Origin of the sequence: Mycobacterium kiyosense, from assembly GCA_021654635.1 — a bacterium.
GTDB classification, from domain to species: domain Bacteria; phylum Actinomycetota; class Actinomycetes; order Mycobacteriales; family Mycobacteriaceae; genus Mycobacterium; species Mycobacterium kiyosense.
Genome location: AP025179.1, coordinates 4,844,179 through 4,863,245, shown reverse-complemented (window position 1 = coordinate 4,863,245; position 19,067 = coordinate 4,844,179). Strand labels below are relative to the sequence as shown.

Below are 19,067 nucleotides of genomic sequence, written 5' to 3'. Positions count from 1 at the left end.
GCGACCACGAAAGGCAGACATTGCGCGAGAACTTCCGCAGCACTTTGTTGCGCTTTGCCATCTACGCGATCGTGTGTATGTCGGGTATTGCGCTGCTGTTCGCCGTGTTTGGCCAGGCCCGCTTCCAGAAGACCACCAATTACAACGCGATATTCGCAAACGTATCGGGGCTGCGGGAGAACAATTTCGTCCGCATCGCGGGCGTCGAGGTGGGCAAGGTCAAGAAAGTTGTCGTCCAGCCCGATTCCACTGTGCGAGTGGAATTCACCGCCGACGATTCGGTGGTGCTCACCGAAGGCAGCCGGGCCCTCGTGCGCTACGACGACCTCTTCGGTGGTAGATACATCGCATTACAAGAAGGCGCGGGCTCGGTCAAGAAGCTGGGTCCAGGTTCGACCATTCCGATCAGCCAGACCGAGCCGGCGCTCGATCTGGACGCACTGATCGGCGGCTTGCGTCCGGTCTTTCGGTCGTTGAACCCCGATCAGATCAACGCGCGCTCAGCGGGCAGCTGATCCAGGCGCTGCAGGGTCAGGGCCCGACGGTCGAGTCGGTGCTGGGCCAGGCCGCCGCGGTGACCAACACCCTGGCTGACCGGGATCAGTTGATCGGACAGCTCATCACCAACCTCAACACCACATTGGCTTCGGTCGGCGACCAGAGCGGTCAGCTGGCCAAGACGATCGACTCGCTGTCGGCACTGATGGTGACGTTGCGGACCCACGGGGACGAGGTCGCCAGCGCATTCAAGGGCATAGACCGGCTGTTCGCGGTGGGCGCCGAGGTGCTCAAGCGGGCGCGCGTGCCACTGAAGAAGGTCGTCGATCAGACCGACCGCGTCGCCGGAACCATCATGGCCGACAAGGACTTCGTCGACAATTTGATCAACACCCTGCCCGACGACTACCGGATCATCGGCAGGGAGGGGCTCTACGGGGACTTCTTCACCTTTTATCTTTGCGACCTGATCCTCAAGGTGAACGGCAAGAACGGGCAGCCGACCTATATAACGCTGGCCAGCCAGCGCTCGGGGAGGTGCACCCCGAAATGAAAAACCCGCTCAAACGCCTTTACGAAGGGAAGCAGTTCTCCGAACGCAACCCGTATCGCGTTGCGTTGGTCGGCATCGTCGTACTGTTGGTCATTTCGTTCGCCGCGCTCAACTACGACAAGTTGACGTTCCTCAAAGACGAGACGGAGTACTCCGCGTACTTCGCCGAAGCGGGCGGCGTGGAGACGAACAGTGTCGTCGAGGTATCGGGCGCTCGCGTCGGACGGGTGTCTTCGGTCGACTTGGACGGACCCAAGGTACTGATCAAATTCCGCGTTCCAAACTCGGTGCGACTCGGTGACCGCACCGAGGCTGCGATCAAGTTGAAGACACTGCTGGGCAGCAAGCTCATCGAGCTGACCCCGCGCGGTGAAGGTCGGCTCAGGGCTCCGATTCCGCTGGAGCGGACCACTCCGGCGTATCAGTTGCCCGATGTACTGGGTGATCTTTCGACAACGGTGGCCAACTTGGACACCAACAAGCTCTCCGACGCGCTCTCGGTGTTGGCCAACGAGTTCAGCGGTACTCCGCCTCAGGTGAAGGCCGCTGCGCAGGGTGTGGCGCGGTTCGCCGAATCGCTGAATGCGCGAGACAAGGAGCTGCGCAGCCTGCTGGGCAACGCCGCCAAGGTAACCGAGGTTTTGGCCAAGCGTAGCGACGAGATCGTCAACCTGGTCGGCGACACCAACACCCTGTTGGTCAAGCTGAAGGCCGAAAGTCGTTATGTGGACAAGATTTTGGTCGACAACGCCGCGATAGCCCAGGCGCTTGGGCCGATCGTCGACGACAACCACGCAACGTTGCGGCCGGCGCTCGAGAAGCTCAACGGGGTTATCGAGCTGCTCAACAACCGCAAAGAGCGGATTCAGGAAGCGATCAAAGGGCTGGACAGCTTCGCGCTCGCGCTGGGTGAAGCGGTGGCCTCGGGTCCGTTCTTCAAGGCCTACATCGTGAATTTGCTTCCCGGACAGTACGTTCAGCCGTTCATCGATGCCGCCTTCTCCGACCTCGGAATGGATCCGGCGACCCTGCTGCCGTCCCAGCTCTCCGATCCGCAGACCGGTCAGCCGGCCACGCCACCGCTGCCGATGCCCTACCCGCGGACCGGCCAGGGTGGCGATCCGCGGCTGAGCATTCCCGACGCCATCACCGGCAATCCCGGCGATCACCCGTGCGGCCCGATCAACGGTGTCGGCTGCTACCCGCTGCGGCCGGAGCCGCCGGCGCCGCCGCCGGGCGGTCCGCCACCGGGTCCGCCTGCCCTCGGTCCCGGGCCTGGCAATGCGTCCTCGGGGCCGGTCCAGATGCAGGCGCCCGGGCAGATACCGCCGGGACCACCGACGGTGGTCGCTCCAACGGAATCTGCGGGTCCGCGGCCGGGTCCGGCACCTGCGCAGGGGGGGACAACAGTGAACTCCGGCAAATCACGGATAATTCTGGCCGCGGTGTTGCTGCTGGCACTGGTCGGCGGGGTGGTGACGCTGATACGACCGTCCAGTGGCCGCACGAACATCGTCGGCTACTTCGACAATGCCAACGGTATCTACGTCGGCGACGATGTGATGATTCTCGGTGTGGCCGTCGGCCGGATCGAAAAAAATCGAACCGCAACCTGATCGCGTCAAGATCTCGTTCTGGTACGACAACAAATACAAGGTGCCTGCCAACGCCAGAGCGGTGATTCTGTCCCCCTCGTTGGTCACGGTCCGTGCCCTGCAACTCACCCCCGTCTACACCGGGGGGCCGGCGCTGGCCAACGGCACGGTCATGCCGCTGAGCCGAACCGCAGTACCGGTCGAGTGGGACGACCTTCGCGCACAGCTGGAGAAGCTCACCGATGTTCTGCAACCAACCCAGCCCGGCGGAATCAGCACCTTGGGGGCGTTCGTCAACACCGCGGCCGCCAACCTCCGCGGCCAGGGAGCAGACATCCGAGTAGCGATTGTCAAACTGTCCCAAGCGGTTTCGGCGCTGGCCGACCATAGTGGCGACTTGTATGGGACGTTCAAGAACCTCGCGGCTCTGGTTTCGGCGCTGCATGACAGCGGCGGCCTGCTACGCCAGCTGAATCAAAACCTTTCCGCGGTAACGGGTTTGTTGAGTAACGATCCCAACGAGGTGGGGAACTGGGCCACCTCTCTGAACGAAATCCTGGACAAGAGCAAGAAATTTCTCGATGACAATCGCGAGACGCTGGGTGTCACCGCGGATCAACTCGTCACGTTGACGACGGCCATAGACCAGAGCCTCGACGACGTCAAGCAGGCTCTGCATGTGGGACCCCACGTGTTCCAGAACGTGCTGAACATCTATCAGCCCTCGCAGGGCGCCTTCACCGGAGCGCTTGCGCTGCAAAACTTCTCGAACACGGTTCAGTTCATATGTTCGGCAGTGCAGGCGGCGTCGCGGTTGGGCGCGGAACAGTCAGCCAAGCTGTGCGTGCAGTATCTGGCGCCGATCATCAAGAACCGTCAGATCAACTTCTTCCCGCTCGGATTCAACCCGTTCGTCGGCCAATCGGCGCGTCCCAACGAAGTCACCTACAGCGAGGACTGGCTGCGGCCGGACTACATCCCGCCGCCCGGCCCGCCGCCCACCGAGGCCTTCCGCACGGTGCCGCCGCCGCCCAACGGGCCGCTGCCGCCGGCCAACGAGATTTTCAACTACTTCGGCAACGGGATGATCAACACCAACGCTCCATACGTGCCGGCCAAACCGCCAACTCCGCTGCCGGTCGATCCGGCGACGGGATTGCGCTCGATGATGCTGCCGGGCAGCTTGGACAACGTCGACGGCCTCGGGGGTGGACATTGATGCGGCAAAGTTACGCGCGCCCCGTGGGCGTGCTGCTCGTCCTCGCGCTGGCGGTGGCCGTTTCGGGATGCGGTGCGCTGCGGGACTTCCGGGGTGCGAACTCGCTGCCGCTGCCGGGTCGGGCCGGTGTTGGCGCAGGGCATTACACCATCCAGGCGCAGATGCCCGATGTGCAGAACCTCAAGGAGAATTCCCGCGTCCAGTTCAACGACGTGCTGATCGGCAACGTCGCCAGAGTCGAGCGCCAGGGCTGGCATGCGCTGGTCACCATGACAATCGATCCCAACGTGGAGCTACCTGGCAACGCGACCGCCACCATTGGCCAGACGAGTCTGCTGGGGACGTTGCACATCCAGTTGGCGACTCCGGCGGGTGTGCCGGCCAAGGGCAAGCTGCATGACGGCTCGGTGATACCGCTGTCGTCGGCGGGTGCCTACCCGTCCACCGAGCAGTCGCTGGGCGCTTTGTCGCTGGTGCTCAACGGCGGCGGTGTGGGTCAGCTCCAAGACATCACCTCGTCGGTCAGCAAGATATTTGCGGGCCGGGAAAATGACGTGCGTAGTCTGATCGGGCAGCTGGACAAGTTCACCTTCTACCTCAACGACCAAACCGCGGATATCATCGCCGCGCTGGAGAGCTTCAACAACCTGGTCGGTCAATTCGCCGACCAGAGACCGGTTTTGGACAAGGCGCTCAAGACCATCCCGGCCGCCATCGAGATCCTGAACAAGGAGAAAGAGAAGCTCACCGGCGCCCTTTCCCGGTTCGGGCCAGCCGCTGGTGACGCCGCTGACACCGTCGCCGAGGTCAAGGAAAACCTCATCAGAGAGCTCGGCGACGTGGGTCCGGTGGAGCAATCATTGGCCAACGCCGGGTTGGCGCTGACCCGCGGGCTGGACTACATCACCGTCCCCCTGTTCTCGAAACCGCCGCTGGCCAAATGGATTCGTGGCGATTACGGCAACTTGACCGGTGTTTTCGACCTGACGCTCAGCCGACTTGACTCGTCGTTCTTCACCGGCACCCGGTGGGAGGGCAACCTGACCGAACTCGAGATGCAGTGGGGCCGCACGCTCGGAGTGATGCCCAGCCCGTACACCGCACGTAACCCGTTGGTTGCGCCCTATCAATTCGAGCAAGGGCCGTAATATGCGCCTACATCGGCGAACGTTCATTACACTGGCGATCTTCGCGCTGATCGCAACGGTTTTCGCGGGTCTGGTCGGGTTGTACTACGCGCAGTTGCCGGCTGTGTATCTCGGCATCGGGCGGTACACGGTAAAGGTGCACTTGGAGCGGGCAGGGGAGTTGTACCGCGCCGGCAACGTCACCTACCGAGGTGTGGAAGTCGGCAAAGTATCCAAGGTGCAACTCACCAATTCCGGTGTGGAGGCGGTGCTTTCGCTGCGGTCGGAGTTCCACATCCCCGCCGATCTCACGGCCTATGTGCACAGCGCCTCGGCCATCGGTGAGCAGTACGTCGATCTGGTTCCGCGCAACGGCAACGGGCCGCTGCTCAAGAACGGCGACATCATCCCCCCCCGGAGCGCACCCGCGTCCCACCGAACATCAATTCGCTGTTGGGCGCGGTGAATCGTGGCCTGAATGCCATCCCCCGGGATAACCTCCGAACGGTGGTCGACGAGTCCTACACGGCGGTAGGGGGTCTCGGGCCGGAATTGTCCCGGCTGTTCGGCGGGGGGCGCCAAACTCGCGACCGATGCGCGGCAGAATCTTGACGCCATTCTGACCTTGATAGACCAGTCGAAGCCGCTGTTGGACAGCCAGGGCGAGTCCGCGGACGCGATTCAGGGTTGGGCTGCTCATCTGGCGAGCGTCACCCGGCAACTGCAGGCAGTGGAACAGAACGACGGCGCATTCAGCGGCACCGTTCGTGGCGTGGGTCCACTGTTCGCGTCGCTGCGTGATGTCATTGGCAGGCTGGATCCGTCGCTGCCGAATGCGGTGAACAACCTCGTCCCGGTTGCCGACGCCACGTTGACCTACCGCGATAACGTCGAAGCGCTGTTGACCGAGCTCCCGCAGATCGTGGCCGACTCTCAGGCGATACAGCTGGCCGACAAGGACCTCAAGGGGCCCTACCGGGGCCTAGGCCTGAGCTTCAACCTGAACCTCAACTGGCCGCCGCCGTGTACTACCGGGTTCTTTCCGACCCAGCAACAGCGCTCGGCTGTTTTCGAGGACACCCCGCCACGTCCGCCGGGCCTGGTTTACTGCCGCATACCGCAAGATTCGACTTTCAACGCGGTGCGTGGTGCGCGCAACTATCCGTGTGAGACGCGGCCGGGCAAACGGGCCGCGACCGTCAAACAGTGCGAAAGCAATGAGCCCTATATTCCGCTGAACGATGGCTTCAACTGGAAGGGCGACCCGAACGCGACGCTCACCGGACAGGGCGTGCCGCAGTTTGACCCGGGGGAAGCGATTCCACCGGGATTCCCTGGGGGCCCGCCGGCTTCGCCGGAACAGGCTTCACCAGCGGCGCTGCCGCCGTCGCCGATCGCGGCAGCAGAATATGACCCGGCAACCGGAGAGTATGTTGGGCCGGACGGGCAAAGGTACAGTCAGCCCACGTTGGCTGGTGGGCGCAAGGAGCGGACATGGCAGCAGATGCTGACACCCCCGACCGGAAACTAACGAAAACCTCGCGGAGAGCCCGATTTTCGCTGAAGCGGAAACGAACTGACGACGGCGCTTCCCCAACTGCGAAGGAAACCGAGTCGCCGACGGCGGAGCTTGAGCAAACGGATGACGTTGCCGACGAGATCGTGGACTACGACACCGCGGTCGAAGACGGCGACGCCGTAGCCGAGGACTACGACGCCGCAGTCAAAGAGTCCGCAGACAACGAAACCGCGGTCAACGAAGACGCCGAAAACGAAGACGCCGAAAGCGAAGACGAAGACGACGTCTCCGAGGACGCGGCTCCGGTGAGGCGGTCGCATCTGCGACAGGCAGCGATGGTCGGGACGGTCATCATCGTCGCCCTGGCAGCCACCGTCGGCTGGCTGGGTTTTCGCTCGTACGAGTCGCACCAGGCCGAAACGCAGCGCCAGATGTTCCTTCAGATCGGACGGCAGTGCGCCCTCAACCTGACGACCATCGATTGGCAGCACGCCGAGGGCGACGTTCAGCGGGTTCTCGATTCGGCAACCGGTCAGTTCTACGACCAATTCTCCAAGCGCAAGCAACCTTTCATCGATGTGCTCAAGAAGGCACAGTCCAAGTCGGTGGGAACGATCACCGAAGCGGGTGTGGAATCCGAGTCCGGCGATAAGGCGCAGGTGCTGGTCGCCGTGTCCATCAAGACCACCAACCTCGGCGCAGAAGAGCAGGCGCCCCGGCAGTGGCGGATGCGCATCACAGTGGAGAAGTCTGGTGGCGATACCAAGGTCTCCAACGTCGCCTTCGTTGCATGACCACGCCGCACTCCGGCGATGCCGGCGCGAAATCCGATCGATCAGAAGGGGACTCAGCCACCGTGGGGGTTAGACCAGGCAGTGATAGCAAGCAAGACAGGGTGAAGGCGCAGAGCACCGAGTCGATCACAGGCGAGACCACTACTCGAACGGTCGCCGCACCTGACTCCGGGAAGCTCGGCACGGCCACCTCCGGCGACCCGGGTGGCAAGCAGAAACGCCTGGGGCCGGCCAGGGAGCCGCGCCGACTCACGCGTACTGGCACCACTACGGGCCGGCACCGCAGCCACAGTCTGCAACCGCGCGTCGGCCGGGTGACCAGCCTGGTGCGGGACGCCGACGTCGAATCCGGCCCGCGGGACGAGAAATCGGACGGCGGCGACTCGAAAGAACCCATCGAGACGGCGCGCTCGGCGGATACCCAGGAGATCAAAGCCGCGGAATCCGACGAGTGCGGCGACGCCACGGCATCCGAACCAAACACCTCGAGCGAGGGTGATCGGCTCGTCGCGAGTCCGGAGACCGGCAGAACCCGGCGCAGGAGCCACCGTCTGCAACCGCGCGTTCGCGTGACGAAGGAAGTGCCGGATACCGAATCCGCGCGGTCGGACGAGGAGTCGGTCGACGGCGACGCGAAAGAGCTTGTGAAAACCGCGGACTCGACTGATACCCAGGTCACCGAGGAGACGCTGGTCACCGAGGAGGCCGACGCCGCGACGTCCGAGGCCGACGACACCGACGATGCCGAGACCGACGCCGAGACCGATGCCGACGAGGACGAGGGCAAAGCCTCGAAGCCGGCCAAGGCCAGGCGCCGGATCAGCTGGTCCCGGGTGGTGGTGTACGGACTACTTCCCGCTATCGCGCTGCTACTGGCTGCCGGCGCCGGCTTTTTGAAGTGGCAGGATTCCACGACGCGCCAGACTCAGCTCGCGCGTATCGAATCCGTCGCGGCCGCAAAGGAATCCACGATCGCCCTGCTGTCGTATAAGTCCGAGTCCGTGGAAAAGGATCTTGAGTCTGCCAAGAATCGGATGACCGGTGGGTTCAAGGAGTCCTACACGCGGCTGATCAACGACGTGGTGATTCCTGGCGCGAAACAGGGCCACATCTCCACCACAGCCTCCGTTCCCGCCGCGGCCTCGGTTTCGGCGACTCCCAACCACGCCGTGGTCCTGCTCTATGTCAATCAGACGGCCGTCGTCGACAAGAATCCGCCCGCCGACTCCACGACGTGCGTGCGGGTGACGTTGGACAAGATCGACGGGCGCTGGCTGCTTTCGGGGTTCGACCCGGTCTAGGAGTCCAGGAGGCTTGACCGACCACGGTTTTCGGTTCGTGGTCCGGGGGACCGTAATGCGGGTTCTTACAACGTGACCCGGGTCGGTGCAATATCTTGGCACACGGTCGTGGGCGACGCCGGGCTGTTGCTGCCCTGCAAGACGTCCGTGCATCCGTGGCCCTTGACGACGTACGTCGCGCCTGGTCGGTACGGGTAGTAAACCACCGCCGGTAGCGGCTCGGATCCCCATCCGCACTGACCAGCCGAATCGCCTCCGTCGACGGAGAGGCACACGGTGGCCTCGGTGTGGACATGCAGCGTGCATGTTCCCACGGTCACGCTCGCCGTCACGTAGTTCACACCCGAAACATCTACTACTTTCGGGCCGTCGAGCACGAAGGTGCAGCGGCCGTTCTCGTCTTGCGGCGAGGCAGCCGCGGAGCCCGCGATACAGAGCGCCACCGGACAAATCGCAAAGAACGCCGACGCAGCCCCGAACGGTCGAATCATCAGCTCAGCCTATCGCAGTGACCATTTTTTAACGACTGTGAAATTCTGGATCGAGCAGGTAATACGCTTGTGCCGCATCGCGTCGCGGGGCTCAGGCCGGTTGACCGTACACCGCCACCGTCACGCTGCGAGGCACGCTGTTCGACGTTCTGACACCGATCTGGGTATTGGCGCAGTTGGACATGATCGCGTAGTAGTCGGGGCGGTAATACCAATTCCCGAGGATGTCAATGGCGTTGATCGACGCCGACGGCAGGGTGGCCACCGTCTCGGCCACCGTGCCGTTGTAGCCCGCAGCCTGGGCGCGGGCCTGCACCGTCGACCCGTCGGACCCGATGTCACCGTCGAGGTCCACGTTGTTCAGAACATCGTCGGCGTGCCGCTGGGCGGCGGCTTCGAGGGCGGCGTTGTTCTTCAAGTCGGTTTTGCAGCCGGCCTGACGCTTGATGGCGTAAACGCTTGCCGCCACACCGTTATTGAGCCGATTGTTGTCGGCGTTTGCTATCGGCGTGGCGGAGACGGCGCACAGCGTCACGATTCCGGCACTGATGAAGGCCAGGGTCGGAAGCGCCGCAGGCTGCCGGTGGTTTGTTTCGCGCGCTTTCATAATTGCTGATTTTTTCACAGTTGGTGCAGCAAATCCATGAGTTGGAACCTTTCGGTGCCCTCTCGAATCATGTTCCGCCATCGGTCCACTCGACCGGCGGCACCATGCGCTGTAACGCTTCGTCCCACCGAGCTGTGGCCTTTGCCGAACCATGGCACGATGCAACCGATAATTTCTGAAACTTATCGTCCTAAAATACTTGCGCGCACCCACCTGCGGCTCGATACACTGCAAGAACGATTCGCGGACAGGAGGATCGCCGTGAAGAATCGCTTTGCCCTCGTCGCTGCGGCCGCAGTATTGGTCGGGAGCAGCGCGGCCTGCTCGTCGGCAGTGGCCGCCAAGCGGACACCCGGAACGTTGGATCCCGGCACGGCACGGCTCACCATCGACGGAAGCGAACTCCCGTTGATCCGGACCGTGGAGTGTGCGCCACCGGAGCAACACCTCACCACGGTCTCCCTTGGTGACAATGACTCGGGGGCAACGCTGATGGTGTCCAACGCGGGCAAGCTCACCGTCGAGTTCGTCCGAATTCGCAACCTGAACGGGTTCTCCGGCGACTACAACCGAGGCTTGGCGGACCTGCATGCCACCGTCGAGATGACCGAGAACACCTACCAGATCACCGGTGAGGCACGGGGTTACGGCCCGAAATCTCCCGAACCCACTACGGTGCCGTTCACCATGAAGTTGTCGTGCTGATCTGATGGCGCAGCCGCGGTTAGGCCGTTAGCGGCGCCTGCAGCGGTTACCGGATATTTGCGGCCAGGTCGCCCGACAGCGCGCCGAGCTGCTGGCTCCAGGTACCCCAGTCGTTGCCGCCGCCGGCACCCAGGTCGAAGTGACCATTGTGGCCGCCCGCGGCGCGGTAGCCGGCGTAGAAATCGCGGCAGGTGCTCTGCCAGATGTCTGGGAAGGCCCCCACGGCGCCACCATCGCTGGGGCTGCCGGCTGCCGGGCTGAAGACCCACAGCCGGGTGTTCTGGTCGACCAACCGCACGACGTGCGCATTAGGGGGAGTGCCATTTCCAGCGGCCGTACTGGGGAGCGCCCCACATGTTCGCCGAATCGGCACCGCCGTCGCCGAGCACGGCGCGCACGGCGCCGTCTACGCCGGTCCGTTCGGGAGCGAGCACTCCGGACAGGGATCCGGCATAACGAAATCGGTCAGGGTGAAACGTGGCGAGTGCCGCCGCTGCGTAACCGCCCTGGGCTGCGCCGACCACACCGTGTCCGCCTGGCGCCAATCCTTTGTTGGCGGCCAACCAGTCCGGGAGTTCGCTGGAAAGGAAGGTATCCCACTGTTTGCCGCCATCCTGCTCCCAGTCGGTGTACATGCTGTAGGCCCCATCGGCGGGCGCAACCACGGAGATCCCTTTACCGGCAAGCGTATTCATCGCGTTACCCGCCGTTACCCAGTTGCTCACGCCAGGGGCGGCGTTGAACGCGTCCAACAGATAGACCGCGTGCGGACCTCCGCCGAGAAACGCCACCGGGATGTCGCGGCCCATCGCCGCCGACGGCACCATGAGGGACTCGAAGGCGGGCGCGGCCTTGACGGTGGCGATACCACCCGCCGTTGCCGTGATGTCGCACAACACAACAGCGAGAATTGCAGCACAGACGACACGCAGCCGCATCGACAAACCTTTCACATCAACCTCGTTCGTCTACCACTGCATCAAATGTCGCAATGTAATTGTCAATTTCCTCACAGTGAACCACTATTCGCCTCTGGGCGGCAAGATCGGATGCGCGAACGATCTTTCGCTCTTCGCCGTCGGCAGCCTAGACTGGTATCGGTTGGGTTGTCGGCAAAGAGGACCAGAGGTGATCGCATGGACCAGTACCCGGATTACGACGCGACCGACGAGCTGGAATACGGCTTGGCGGCGATCGCGTGGCTTGCCAGGGGGGTCTACCCGCCGCCTTACTATGGGTCCAACTAGCGGAATCGAGTCGCGGCCCTCAACTTGTGGTAGCTGCCAGCGGTAACCGCACCGATTGATCGCCAGGGGCGGCTTCGAGTCAGACCGCGATCCACCGGACCGCCGCTGGGATGTGTACTGGCCGGCAACCGAATGGACGTTCAAATTCTCGGTCTGACCGGCGCATAGCGCGCTCCCTTCGTCAGGTTGCCGGGCAGGAGTCTCAGCCCGTCTGGGGGGCGCTGACCGGCGTGCGAACGATCGTTCGGGGCGAGATTGAGCTACCTGCTGCGCGCGGCGGCGAGGCGCTCCGCGAAAGCCGGCGACTGGACCGAGGCGGCCTGTGGGCCCAGCTCGGCCTCGACGGCGAGAGTGTGCAGATCGGTGTCGACGGAGCCCGGGGCGTAGGTCGCACGCATCGTGGCCTTCGTTGCGGTCACCACGTCTCGTGGCGCCGATGCCGGACCGGCAGCCAGTTCTCGCGCCGCCGCCACCGGATCGTCGGCAACCTCAAGTGCCAGACCGTGTCTGACGGAGGCGTCGGCGTCGAACCGCATCCCGAACAGCAGCGCGGCCCGTGCGACCTGGGGGCCGACTGCGCGTTGCAGCATCCACGTCATGCCTCCGCCGGGATGGATGCCGAGCTTTTGGAAGCGGGCGTCGAACAGCGCTCTGCGTCCCGCGATCCGGATATCGCAGGCCAGTGCCAGGTTCAGTCCGGCGCCGACGGCGGGCCCGTTGACGGCAGCCACCGTCGGCAGCCGGCACTCGGCCACCGCGATGAATCCGTCGTAGAGGTTTCGCAACCCGGCCTCGGCAGCGGAACCGAGTGCGCTGAGGTCTGCGCCGGCGCAGAATGCCTTTCCCGCGCCGGTGACTATCACAGCGTGCACGCGCTGATCGTTCTGGGCGTCGCCGACCGCGCGGCGCAATCCCGCCGAAATCTCGTCGGTCACCGCGTTGCGCCGGTCGGGGTCGTTGACGGTAATCAGGGCGACACCGCTGTCGACCTCGAGCAGTACGCGATCCACGTCGGTCAGTTCCTTTCTCGGCCGCATCAGCGGCGGGATGGTGTGGGCGCACTGCTCAATCAGGCGCCATCCGGCGGTGCGCAACGGCCACGCGGTGGCTCACCCGTCACGTTACGAGATCGGATGCGAGGATATCAATCTGATGTGAGCGATCGTTCACGGCTTCAGGTCTCGTTGACGAACCGGCCGGCCGCTGCCTACTATTGAGACGCATTATCTCAAAGATGACCTTTTTGGCAACGACGGCAAAGGATCTACTACATGACCGAAGTGATCGGGGTGGCGCGCTCCTCCGGCGATGCCGACCAGGGCCGGTCACGGGCCTCCAAACGGCATGTGCCGGGCGAGCCCGGCATCTGGGTGCTGCTGTTCGGCGACATGATGGTGTTCACCGTCTTGTTCACGGTGTACCTGCACCAGCGGGGTGTCCGGCCGGCATTGTTCGCCGAGTCCCAGGGGGCCCTCAACCGGGCGCTGGGCGCGACCAACACCCTGGTGCTGCTCACCAGCTCAATTCTCGTGGTATTCGCGACGCATGCCCTGCAGCGTCCCGAACTGCGCCACCTCGCCCGGCCCTTGACCCTGGGCGGCGCACTGGTGGGCTCGTGCTTCGTGGCCATCAAGGCGTACGAATACCACGAAAAAGTCTCGGCCGGAATCACGCCGAGCACCAACGAATTCTTCATGTACTACTTCGTGCTGACCGGACTACATCTGGCGCACGTGATCATCGGGCTGATCGTGCTGACCGTTCTGTCGACCCTGGCCCGCAAACCGGAACCGACCAAAACGCATTTGGCCTTCTTCGAGGGCGGCGCGTGCTTCTGGCACATGGTCGATCTGCTCTGGATCGTCATTTATCCATTGATCTTCCTGGTGAGGTGAAACGTGAAATCGCTGGTACGTACCAACGCCTCGCTGGTCTGGTTTCTACTGTGTGCGCTGACCGTTTTGTCGTGGTCGTTGGGTACTGACCACGGATTCGGAGAGGGGCATCACCTCCCGGCCAGCCTGGCGATCTTCGCCGTCGCGATCTTCAAGGTCCGCCTGGTCGGCTTGTACTTCATGGAGCTGAAAATGGCCCCGCGCGTGCTGCGCGGAATTTTCGAGGGTTATTGCGTCGGCCTGCTGGCACTGCTGACAGCGATGTTCGTCCTCGCCTGATGGGCCATGCCGCGCATTGTGCGACATACAACCTCTAAACTGTGTCGAACAGTAAAGGAGCGCGGTGCCGAAAAATGTGAACGGTGAGGGCAGTGGTCGCCCACGGGGACGGCCACGTCTGACCATCGACCGTGATGCGGTCGCCGACGCGGTGGCTGAGCTATTCCACGAGGGCGGCTACGAGGCGGTTTCCATCGTGGACACCGCCGAGAAGCTGTCGGTGTCCCGTGCGACGCTGTACCGCACCGTTCCGACCAAGCAGGATCTACTCGGCATACTCTTCGAACGCAGCACCCGCGAGATCACCGAGCAGGTCGAAGGCGCCATCCGCGAGATTGCCGATCCCGCGGAGCGACTCAGGGAAATGGTTCGGCTGCAGTCCGAAGCGGCGGTCCAAATGCGGAGCTATATGCCCGTATTCTTCGACGGCGGCGACCTGCCCAACGACGTGGTGCAGCGCTGGCACAAGTGGAGCCGGCAATTCGAAAAGCTGTGGGTTTCGGTGGTCGCCGACAATATGGAAGCCGGCAATATCGACAAAGGTGACGTTGTCATCACCACACGATTGATCCTGGGCATGATTCTCTGGGTTTCGCGGTGGTATCGGCCCAAGGAAAAGATCACCTCGAAGGAGATCGCGGAGCACGCGATCGGCCTGTTGCGATTGGGATATGTCGCCCCGGAGAGCGTTGAGCGCAAGTCCACCGCACCGCGGCGTCGCCGCACCGGGAACCGTTAGTCGGCGCGCGGCCCGGTGCCCGCCCTGTGCACGATCGTTCTCGCGGAGCCGGGCTGGATCGACACGGCCGGGCCAGTCGGCTGATCGACCTGTTCGAGCCGCGTGAGCAGCGGAAATGTTGTAGTAGGGCGCCAATGAATTCCCGCAACCAGGTTCGGCCGGAGATGTTGCGTTGATCGAGAGCTCTGCGTATATTGAGACGCGTCAGTTCAAAAAGACTGGTTGATGGCAGCGACGAAAGGTTTCGCCGTCAGGCGTTGACCGATGCGTCGTGCCCCTGAAGGCGGAGAACATCAATGACCACTGCCGTATCGGCGCCGTGGGCGCGGATTCCCAACTGGTTTGAGAGGATGCAGGCGGCGCTCGAAGACGCCAATCTGCCTACCCTGCTGCTGGTGTTGCAGCATCTCACCGGGGATCGAAAGTGGACCAGCCCACCGTTCCGGCCCGCGCGCGGAAAACCTCTGGACGACAACGACTCCGGAGGACTGTCTCCCGAACTCCAAGCCGAGGTGCGCGCCGCGGCCTTGGACGCAGTGGTCGCCTACTACGAAGGACGGCTGGCGCCGGTCACCCCCTCCCCGGATGAGGTGACACGCATGCTCAGCTGCGCGATGGTTGAAGAGGTGTCCGTCGATTACGGCGAATTACTCTCTGAGGAAATGGGTTTCATCTCCCGCGATGTCGAGATACCCGCTGAGTCGATCCGCAGCGACTTCCGGGTGGCCATCATCGGGGCAGGCCTGTCGGGTGTCTGCATGGCGGCGAAACTGGAAGCTGCCGGCGTCAACTTCGTTGTGCTGGAAAAAGACCAGGATCTGGGCGGCACCTGGCTGGAGAACGTGTATCCAGGCTGCGGCGTGGACACACCCGGTCACCTCTACGCTTTTTCGTTCGCCCCGAATCCGAACATCACCAGTTACTTCGCCAAGCGGGACGAGGTCGAGGACTACATCCAGCGCGTGTCGTCGGAATTCGATGTCAAGAAGCACATCCGGTTCGGCACCGAGGTGGTGCAGGCGCGGTATCTGACCACGGACGCCGTTTGGCAGATCGACATCAAATCCTCCGACGGAGCCGTGGAGTCGCTAACGGCCAACGTCTTGATCAGCGCTGTGGGCATGGTCAACCGGCCGTCGATTCCACCGATCCCCGGACTGGACGAATTCCCGGGACCGGCCATGCACACCGCGGCCTGGGACAGATCGGTCGACCTCAGTGGGAAGCGCGTCGCCGTGATCGGTAACGGCGCGAGCGCGATGCAGGTGGTGCCGTCCATCGTCGACATTGCCAGTCACGTGACTGTATTCCAGCGGTCCAAGCAATGGGCGTTGCCGCATCCGAATTATCATCGCGCGGTCAAAGAGACGGTGCGCTTCCTGATGACCGAAATCCCCTTCTACATCCAGTGGTATCGGCTGCGGTCGTTCTGGAACTTCAGCGACCGACTGCATTCGGCGTTGCAGATCGATCCGGAATGGCCGCACCCGGAACGGTCCGTCAACGCGGCCAACGATCGCCACCGGGTATTCCTCACCAAGTACATCAAGGAGCAGCTTGGTGATCGAACTGATCTGCTCGATGCGTGTCTGCCGGACTACCCGCCTTACGGGAAGCGTCCCTTGATCGACAACCACTGGTACCGCACCATGTGCCGTGACGACGTAACACTGCTCACGGACGCGGTGGCACAGGTCAGGGGGCAGAATGTGGTGACGCGCTCGGGGGTCGAAGTGCCCGCCGACGTGATCGTGTTGGCCACCGGATTCAAAGTTCTGCAATTCCTGTGGCCGATGGACATCATCGGCAAATCCGGGACCACGCTGCGCGAGCAGTGGGGCGCCAACGATGCGCGGGCATACCTCGGGGTGACCGTGCCGGACTTCCCGAACTTCTTTATCCTCAACGGCCCCAATACCAATGCCGGTCACGGCGGCAGTGCGATTCACGCCACCGAATTTCAGGTGCGCTACACCATGCAGGCGATCCGTCATCTGCTGGTCAACGAGATCGCGTCGGTCGAAGTGGATCAGGGCGTGTTCCAGCGCTACAACGACGAGCTCGATGAGGCCTTGGCACACTGCATTTGGTCGCACAAGGGGATGACGACCTACTACCGCAACGACGCTGGACGCATCGTGGTGAGCAGTCCGTGGAAGTACGTCGACTATTGGCAGCGGCTCCGCGAGTTCGACCCGAGTGACCACCACGAGGTGACAGTCTCCTCGGAGGCTGCCGAACTGCTGGCTTAGCCGGCTTAGCGGCTGGCCTGGTGGTTCGGCCGACGCGGCGGCTGGCGCTGCTGCCAGCGCCCGTCGGCCGAGCCACTGATTTCGTCATCGACGCTTGACGTAGCGCGACACCCGGCGACGAGACGCATCGATGCCGGGTGTCGGCTGTCTTTGGCGCAGAGCGCCTTTCAAAGTGCAGTGATCTCGAGCAGTGATATCGAGAGGCGACTCGACTTCGAGTGCCGGCGCGGCTAGCGCTTCTGCTTGTGCGGGTGAAGTTCTACTTCTTCGGGCGAAGGCCCAGCCGGCGGCGCCAGTCGTGCATTTCCAGAAGTCGCAGCATCACGCCGGTGATCCGGGCTTTGCGCGGCGAATACGGATACCAGTGCGTTTCGGTGGGCAGGTGGACCTTCTCGGTGACCACTGCCTGTGCGCGACAGTACTTTCGGATGCCGTCGGCTGGCTATGACAGTTTGATTCAGGACCGGTGTGACGGCCTGATTCAGGACCACCTTCTTTCAGACCGGTGTGTTGTGACGGTTTGATTCAGGACCACCCTCGACGGTTGGCGTGTCGATTATTGGCTCGCTGTCGGAGGGTTCCGGATGGGAAGTCGTGTGGAGCTGTTCGCCCAGATACGTAGGGACGCCCGGGTCGAGGGTTTGGGTATTCGGGCGCTTGCTCGTAAGTACAAGGTTGGCCGGGATACGGTCCGGCACGCGTTGGCGAATCCGGAGCCGCCGAGGCGGAAGACACCGGTGCGGGAGTCGCCGAAACTGGGCCCGCTCAAACCTGCGATTGATGCGATGCTGCGGACCGATCTGGATGCGCCCCGCAAGCAACGCCACACTGCGACAAGGATTTGCAATCGTCTGGCCGATGAACACGGCGTTGAGGATGTGTCGTATTCGTCGGTGCGTGACTATGTCCGGGTCCGTCGTGCGGAGATCATCGCCGAGTCCGGTAAGCAGGCGCAGGAAGCGTTCGTGCCGCAGGAACACCCGCCCGGCGCTGAAGCTGAGGTTGATTTCGGCGAGGTTCACGTCATCCTCGCTGGTGTCAGAACCCGCTGCTACATGTTCGTTTTCCGAATGTCGATGTCCGGCAAGGCAGTCCATCGGTGTATGCGACTCAGTCGCAGGAGGCGTTCCTCGAAGGCCACATCGAAGCATTCGACGTGATCGGCGGCATCCCGGTGCGCCATATCCGCTACGACAACTTGAAGTCTGCGGTCACCTCGGTGGTGTTCGGCCGCGGTCGGGGCAGGGTCGAGAACGACCGGTGGGTGCTGTTCAGATCGTTCTACGGGTTCGACCCGTTCTACTGCCAGCCGGGAGTGGAAGGCGCCCACGAGAAAGGCGGAGTCGAGGGCGAGATCGGACGTTTCCGCCGCACCTGGCTCACGCCCATGCCGGAAGTGGACTCGCTGTCAGAGCTCAACGACTACATCCGCCGCTGCGAAGCACGTGAGGATCATCGGCGGGTCACCGGCCGGCTGCACACCGTGGGCCAGGACTTCCAGACCGAACGAGAACATCTCGCCGCTCTGCCTGCCGAGCGGTTCGACCCGGGCTGGTGCTGCATCCACGGGTGGACCGGTCGGCGCTGATCACGGCGCGGTCGGCGAAGTACTCGGTTCCCGCCCGGTTGATCGGACGCAAAGTCAGGGTGTCGCTGCGGGCCTCGGGGTTGGTCGTCTTCGACGGCCGCACTATCGCCGCACGCCATGAACGCGTCACGACCCGCAACGGGCAATCGATCAACCTCGACCACTATCTGGAGGTGTTGCACTGCAAACCCGGCGCGTTGCCCGGCTCCACCGCGCTTGCTCAGGCCCGCGCCGCCGGCACTTTCACCGCAGCGCACGAGGCGTTCTGGCAGCAGGCCCGCCGCGTCGACGGCGATGCTGGCGGGACTCGCTCGCTAATCGACGTGCTGCTGCTGCACCGCAGCATGCGCGCTACCGATGTGATCGCCGGGATCCACGCCGCCCTGTCGGTCGGTGCCGTTTCAGCGGATGTGGTCGCGGTCGAAGCACGCCTGCATGCCGCCGGTGGTGGTCTCGAATCAGACCGTCACGCCGGTAACCATGCCAATACCGTCGATTACCGGGTCGTCAGTCTGACCCAGCGCCGCCTGGCTGATCCAGCGACCGTGATCGCCGGCCTGCCACCCGACCCCCGGCCGCTGCCTGACGTCGCGGCCTACGACGAGCTGCTCCAACGCAGACCCCAACACCGCCACCCGGTGACGGAATGGAAGGAACG

Annotated in this window: 13 protein-coding genes and 4 pseudogenes; 13 read left to right on the top strand and 4 right to left on the bottom strand. The window is 63.4% G+C overall.

The window, feature by feature from the left end; genetic code table 11:
* Positions 1–20 precede the first annotated feature (20 nt).
* From L6444_RS22860 to L6444_RS22830, 7 genes and pseudogenes are all read left to right on the top strand, one after another.
* Positions 21–1,051 (top strand): annotated as a pseudogene (locus L6444_RS22860) (MCE family protein).
* Positions 1,048–2,667, top strand: coding sequence for an MCE family protein (locus tag L6444_RS31250; RefSeq protein WP_459561251.1), 1,620 nt, complete (start codon positions 1,048–1,050; stop codon positions 2,665–2,667). Before L6444_RS22860 ends, L6444_RS31250 begins: the two are co-directional and overlap by 4 nt.
* Positions 2,624–3,865: an Mce/MlaD family protein gene (locus tag L6444_RS22850; RefSeq protein WP_459561250.1), complete on the top strand. Its 1,242-nt coding sequence runs from the start codon at positions 2,624–2,626 to the stop codon at positions 3,863–3,865. The genes L6444_RS31250 and L6444_RS22850 overlap by 44 nt, the downstream gene beginning before the upstream one ends.
* Positions 3,865–5,013, top strand: a complete 1,149-nt coding sequence (locus L6444_RS22845; RefSeq protein ID WP_236977442.1) for an MCE family protein — start codon at positions 3,865–3,867, stop codon at positions 5,011–5,013. The genes L6444_RS22850 and L6444_RS22845 overlap by 1 nt, the downstream gene beginning before the upstream one ends.
* 1 nt (position 5,014) lies before the next feature.
* A pseudogene (locus L6444_RS22840) lies at positions 5,015–6,523 on the top strand (MCE family protein).
* Positions 6,524–6,654: 131 nt separating this feature from the next.
* Entirely contained in the window at positions 6,655–7,305 is a 651-nt protein-coding gene (locus L6444_RS22835) for an Mce protein (protein WP_236977441.1), read from the top strand.
* 101 nt (positions 7,306–7,406) lie between these two features.
* On the top strand, positions 7,407–8,606 hold the full coding sequence (locus tag L6444_RS22830; protein WP_236977440.1) for a hypothetical protein: 1,200 nt from the start codon (positions 7,407–7,409) through the stop codon (positions 8,604–8,606).
* Positions 8,607–9,188: 582 nt separating this feature from the next.
* Here the strand turns inward: L6444_RS22830 and L6444_RS22825 are convergent.
* Entirely contained in the window at positions 9,189–9,785 is a 597-nt protein-coding gene (locus L6444_RS22825; protein ID WP_264889385.1) for a CAP domain-containing protein, read from the bottom strand.
* 180 nt (positions 9,786–9,965) lie between these two features.
* Here L6444_RS22825 and L6444_RS22820 point away from each other — a divergent pair, with 180 nt between their 5' ends.
* Positions 9,966–10,409: a lipoprotein LpqH gene (locus L6444_RS22820; protein WP_236977439.1), complete on the top strand. Its 444-nt coding sequence runs from the start codon at positions 9,966–9,968 to the stop codon at positions 10,407–10,409.
* A 46-nt stretch (positions 10,410–10,455) separates the two neighbouring features.
* On the opposite strand, the pseudogene L6444_RS22815 reads toward L6444_RS22820, so the two are convergent.
* Together L6444_RS22815 and L6444_RS22810 are read right to left on the bottom strand one after the other, a co-directional pair.
* Positions 10,456–11,362, bottom strand: a pseudogene (locus tag L6444_RS22815) (alpha/beta hydrolase-fold protein).
* A gap of 554 nt (positions 11,363–11,916) precedes the next feature.
* Positions 11,917–12,693 (bottom strand): enoyl-CoA hydratase, encoded by a 777-nt coding sequence (locus L6444_RS22810; RefSeq protein ID WP_236984345.1) that lies wholly within the window; start codon positions 12,691–12,693, stop codon positions 11,917–11,919.
* A 234-nt stretch (positions 12,694–12,927) separates the two neighbouring features.
* Here L6444_RS22810 and L6444_RS22805 point away from each other — a divergent pair, with 234 nt between their 5' ends.
* From L6444_RS22805 to L6444_RS22790, 4 genes are all read left to right on the top strand, one after another.
* Positions 12,928–13,551: a cytochrome c oxidase subunit 3 gene (locus tag L6444_RS22805; RefSeq protein WP_236977438.1), complete on the top strand. Its 624-nt coding sequence runs from the start codon at positions 12,928–12,930 to the stop codon at positions 13,549–13,551.
* 3 nt (positions 13,552–13,554) lie between these two features.
* Positions 13,555–13,830 (top strand): cytochrome C oxidase subunit IV family protein, encoded by a 276-nt coding sequence (locus L6444_RS22800; protein ID WP_236977437.1) that lies wholly within the window; start codon positions 13,555–13,557, stop codon positions 13,828–13,830.
* 64 nt (positions 13,831–13,894) lie between these two features.
* Positions 13,895–14,569: a TetR/AcrR family transcriptional regulator gene (locus L6444_RS22795; protein WP_236977436.1), complete on the top strand. Its 675-nt coding sequence runs from the start codon at positions 13,895–13,897 to the stop codon at positions 14,567–14,569.
* Between the two features lie 296 nt (positions 14,570–14,865).
* Entirely contained in the window at positions 14,866–16,821 is a 1,956-nt protein-coding gene (locus L6444_RS22790) for a flavin-containing monooxygenase (protein ID WP_236977435.1), read from the top strand.
* A 259-nt stretch (positions 16,822–17,080) separates the two neighbouring features.
* Here the strand turns inward: L6444_RS22790 and L6444_RS22785 are convergent, their stop codons facing one another.
* Positions 17,081–17,224: a hypothetical protein gene (locus tag L6444_RS22785; RefSeq protein ID WP_236977434.1), complete on the bottom strand. Its 144-nt coding sequence runs from the start codon at positions 17,222–17,224 to the stop codon at positions 17,081–17,083.
* 181 nt (positions 17,225–17,405) lie between these two features.
* On the opposite strand from L6444_RS22785, the pseudogene istA reads away from it, so the two are divergent.
* Positions 17,406–19,065, top strand: a pseudogene (gene istA / locus L6444_RS22780) (IS21 family transposase); the annotation flags it as partial.
* Between the last annotated feature and the right edge of the window lie 2 nt (positions 19,066–19,067).

Coding starts and splice junctions, on each gene's coding strand:
- L6444_RS22805 (WP_236977438.1), top strand. CDS start 12,928: ATGACCGAAGTGATCGGGGTGGCGCGCTCCTCCGGCGATGCCGACCAG.
- L6444_RS22825 (WP_264889385.1), bottom strand. CDS start 9,785: ATGGCGGAACATGATTCGAGAGGGCACCGAAAGGTTCCAACTCATGGA.
- L6444_RS22845 (WP_236977442.1), top strand. CDS start 3,865: ATGCGGCAAAGTTACGCGCGCCCCGTGGGCGTGCTGCTCGTCCTCGCG.
- L6444_RS22810 (WP_236984345.1), bottom strand. CDS start 12,693: ATGCGGCCGAGAAAGGAACTGACCGACGTGGATCGCGTACTGCTCGAG.
- L6444_RS31250 (WP_459561251.1), top strand. CDS start 1,048: ATGAAAAACCCGCTCAAACGCCTTTACGAAGGGAAGCAGTTCTCCGAA.
- L6444_RS22790 (WP_236977435.1), top strand. CDS start 14,866: ATGACCACTGCCGTATCGGCGCCGTGGGCGCGGATTCCCAACTGGTTT.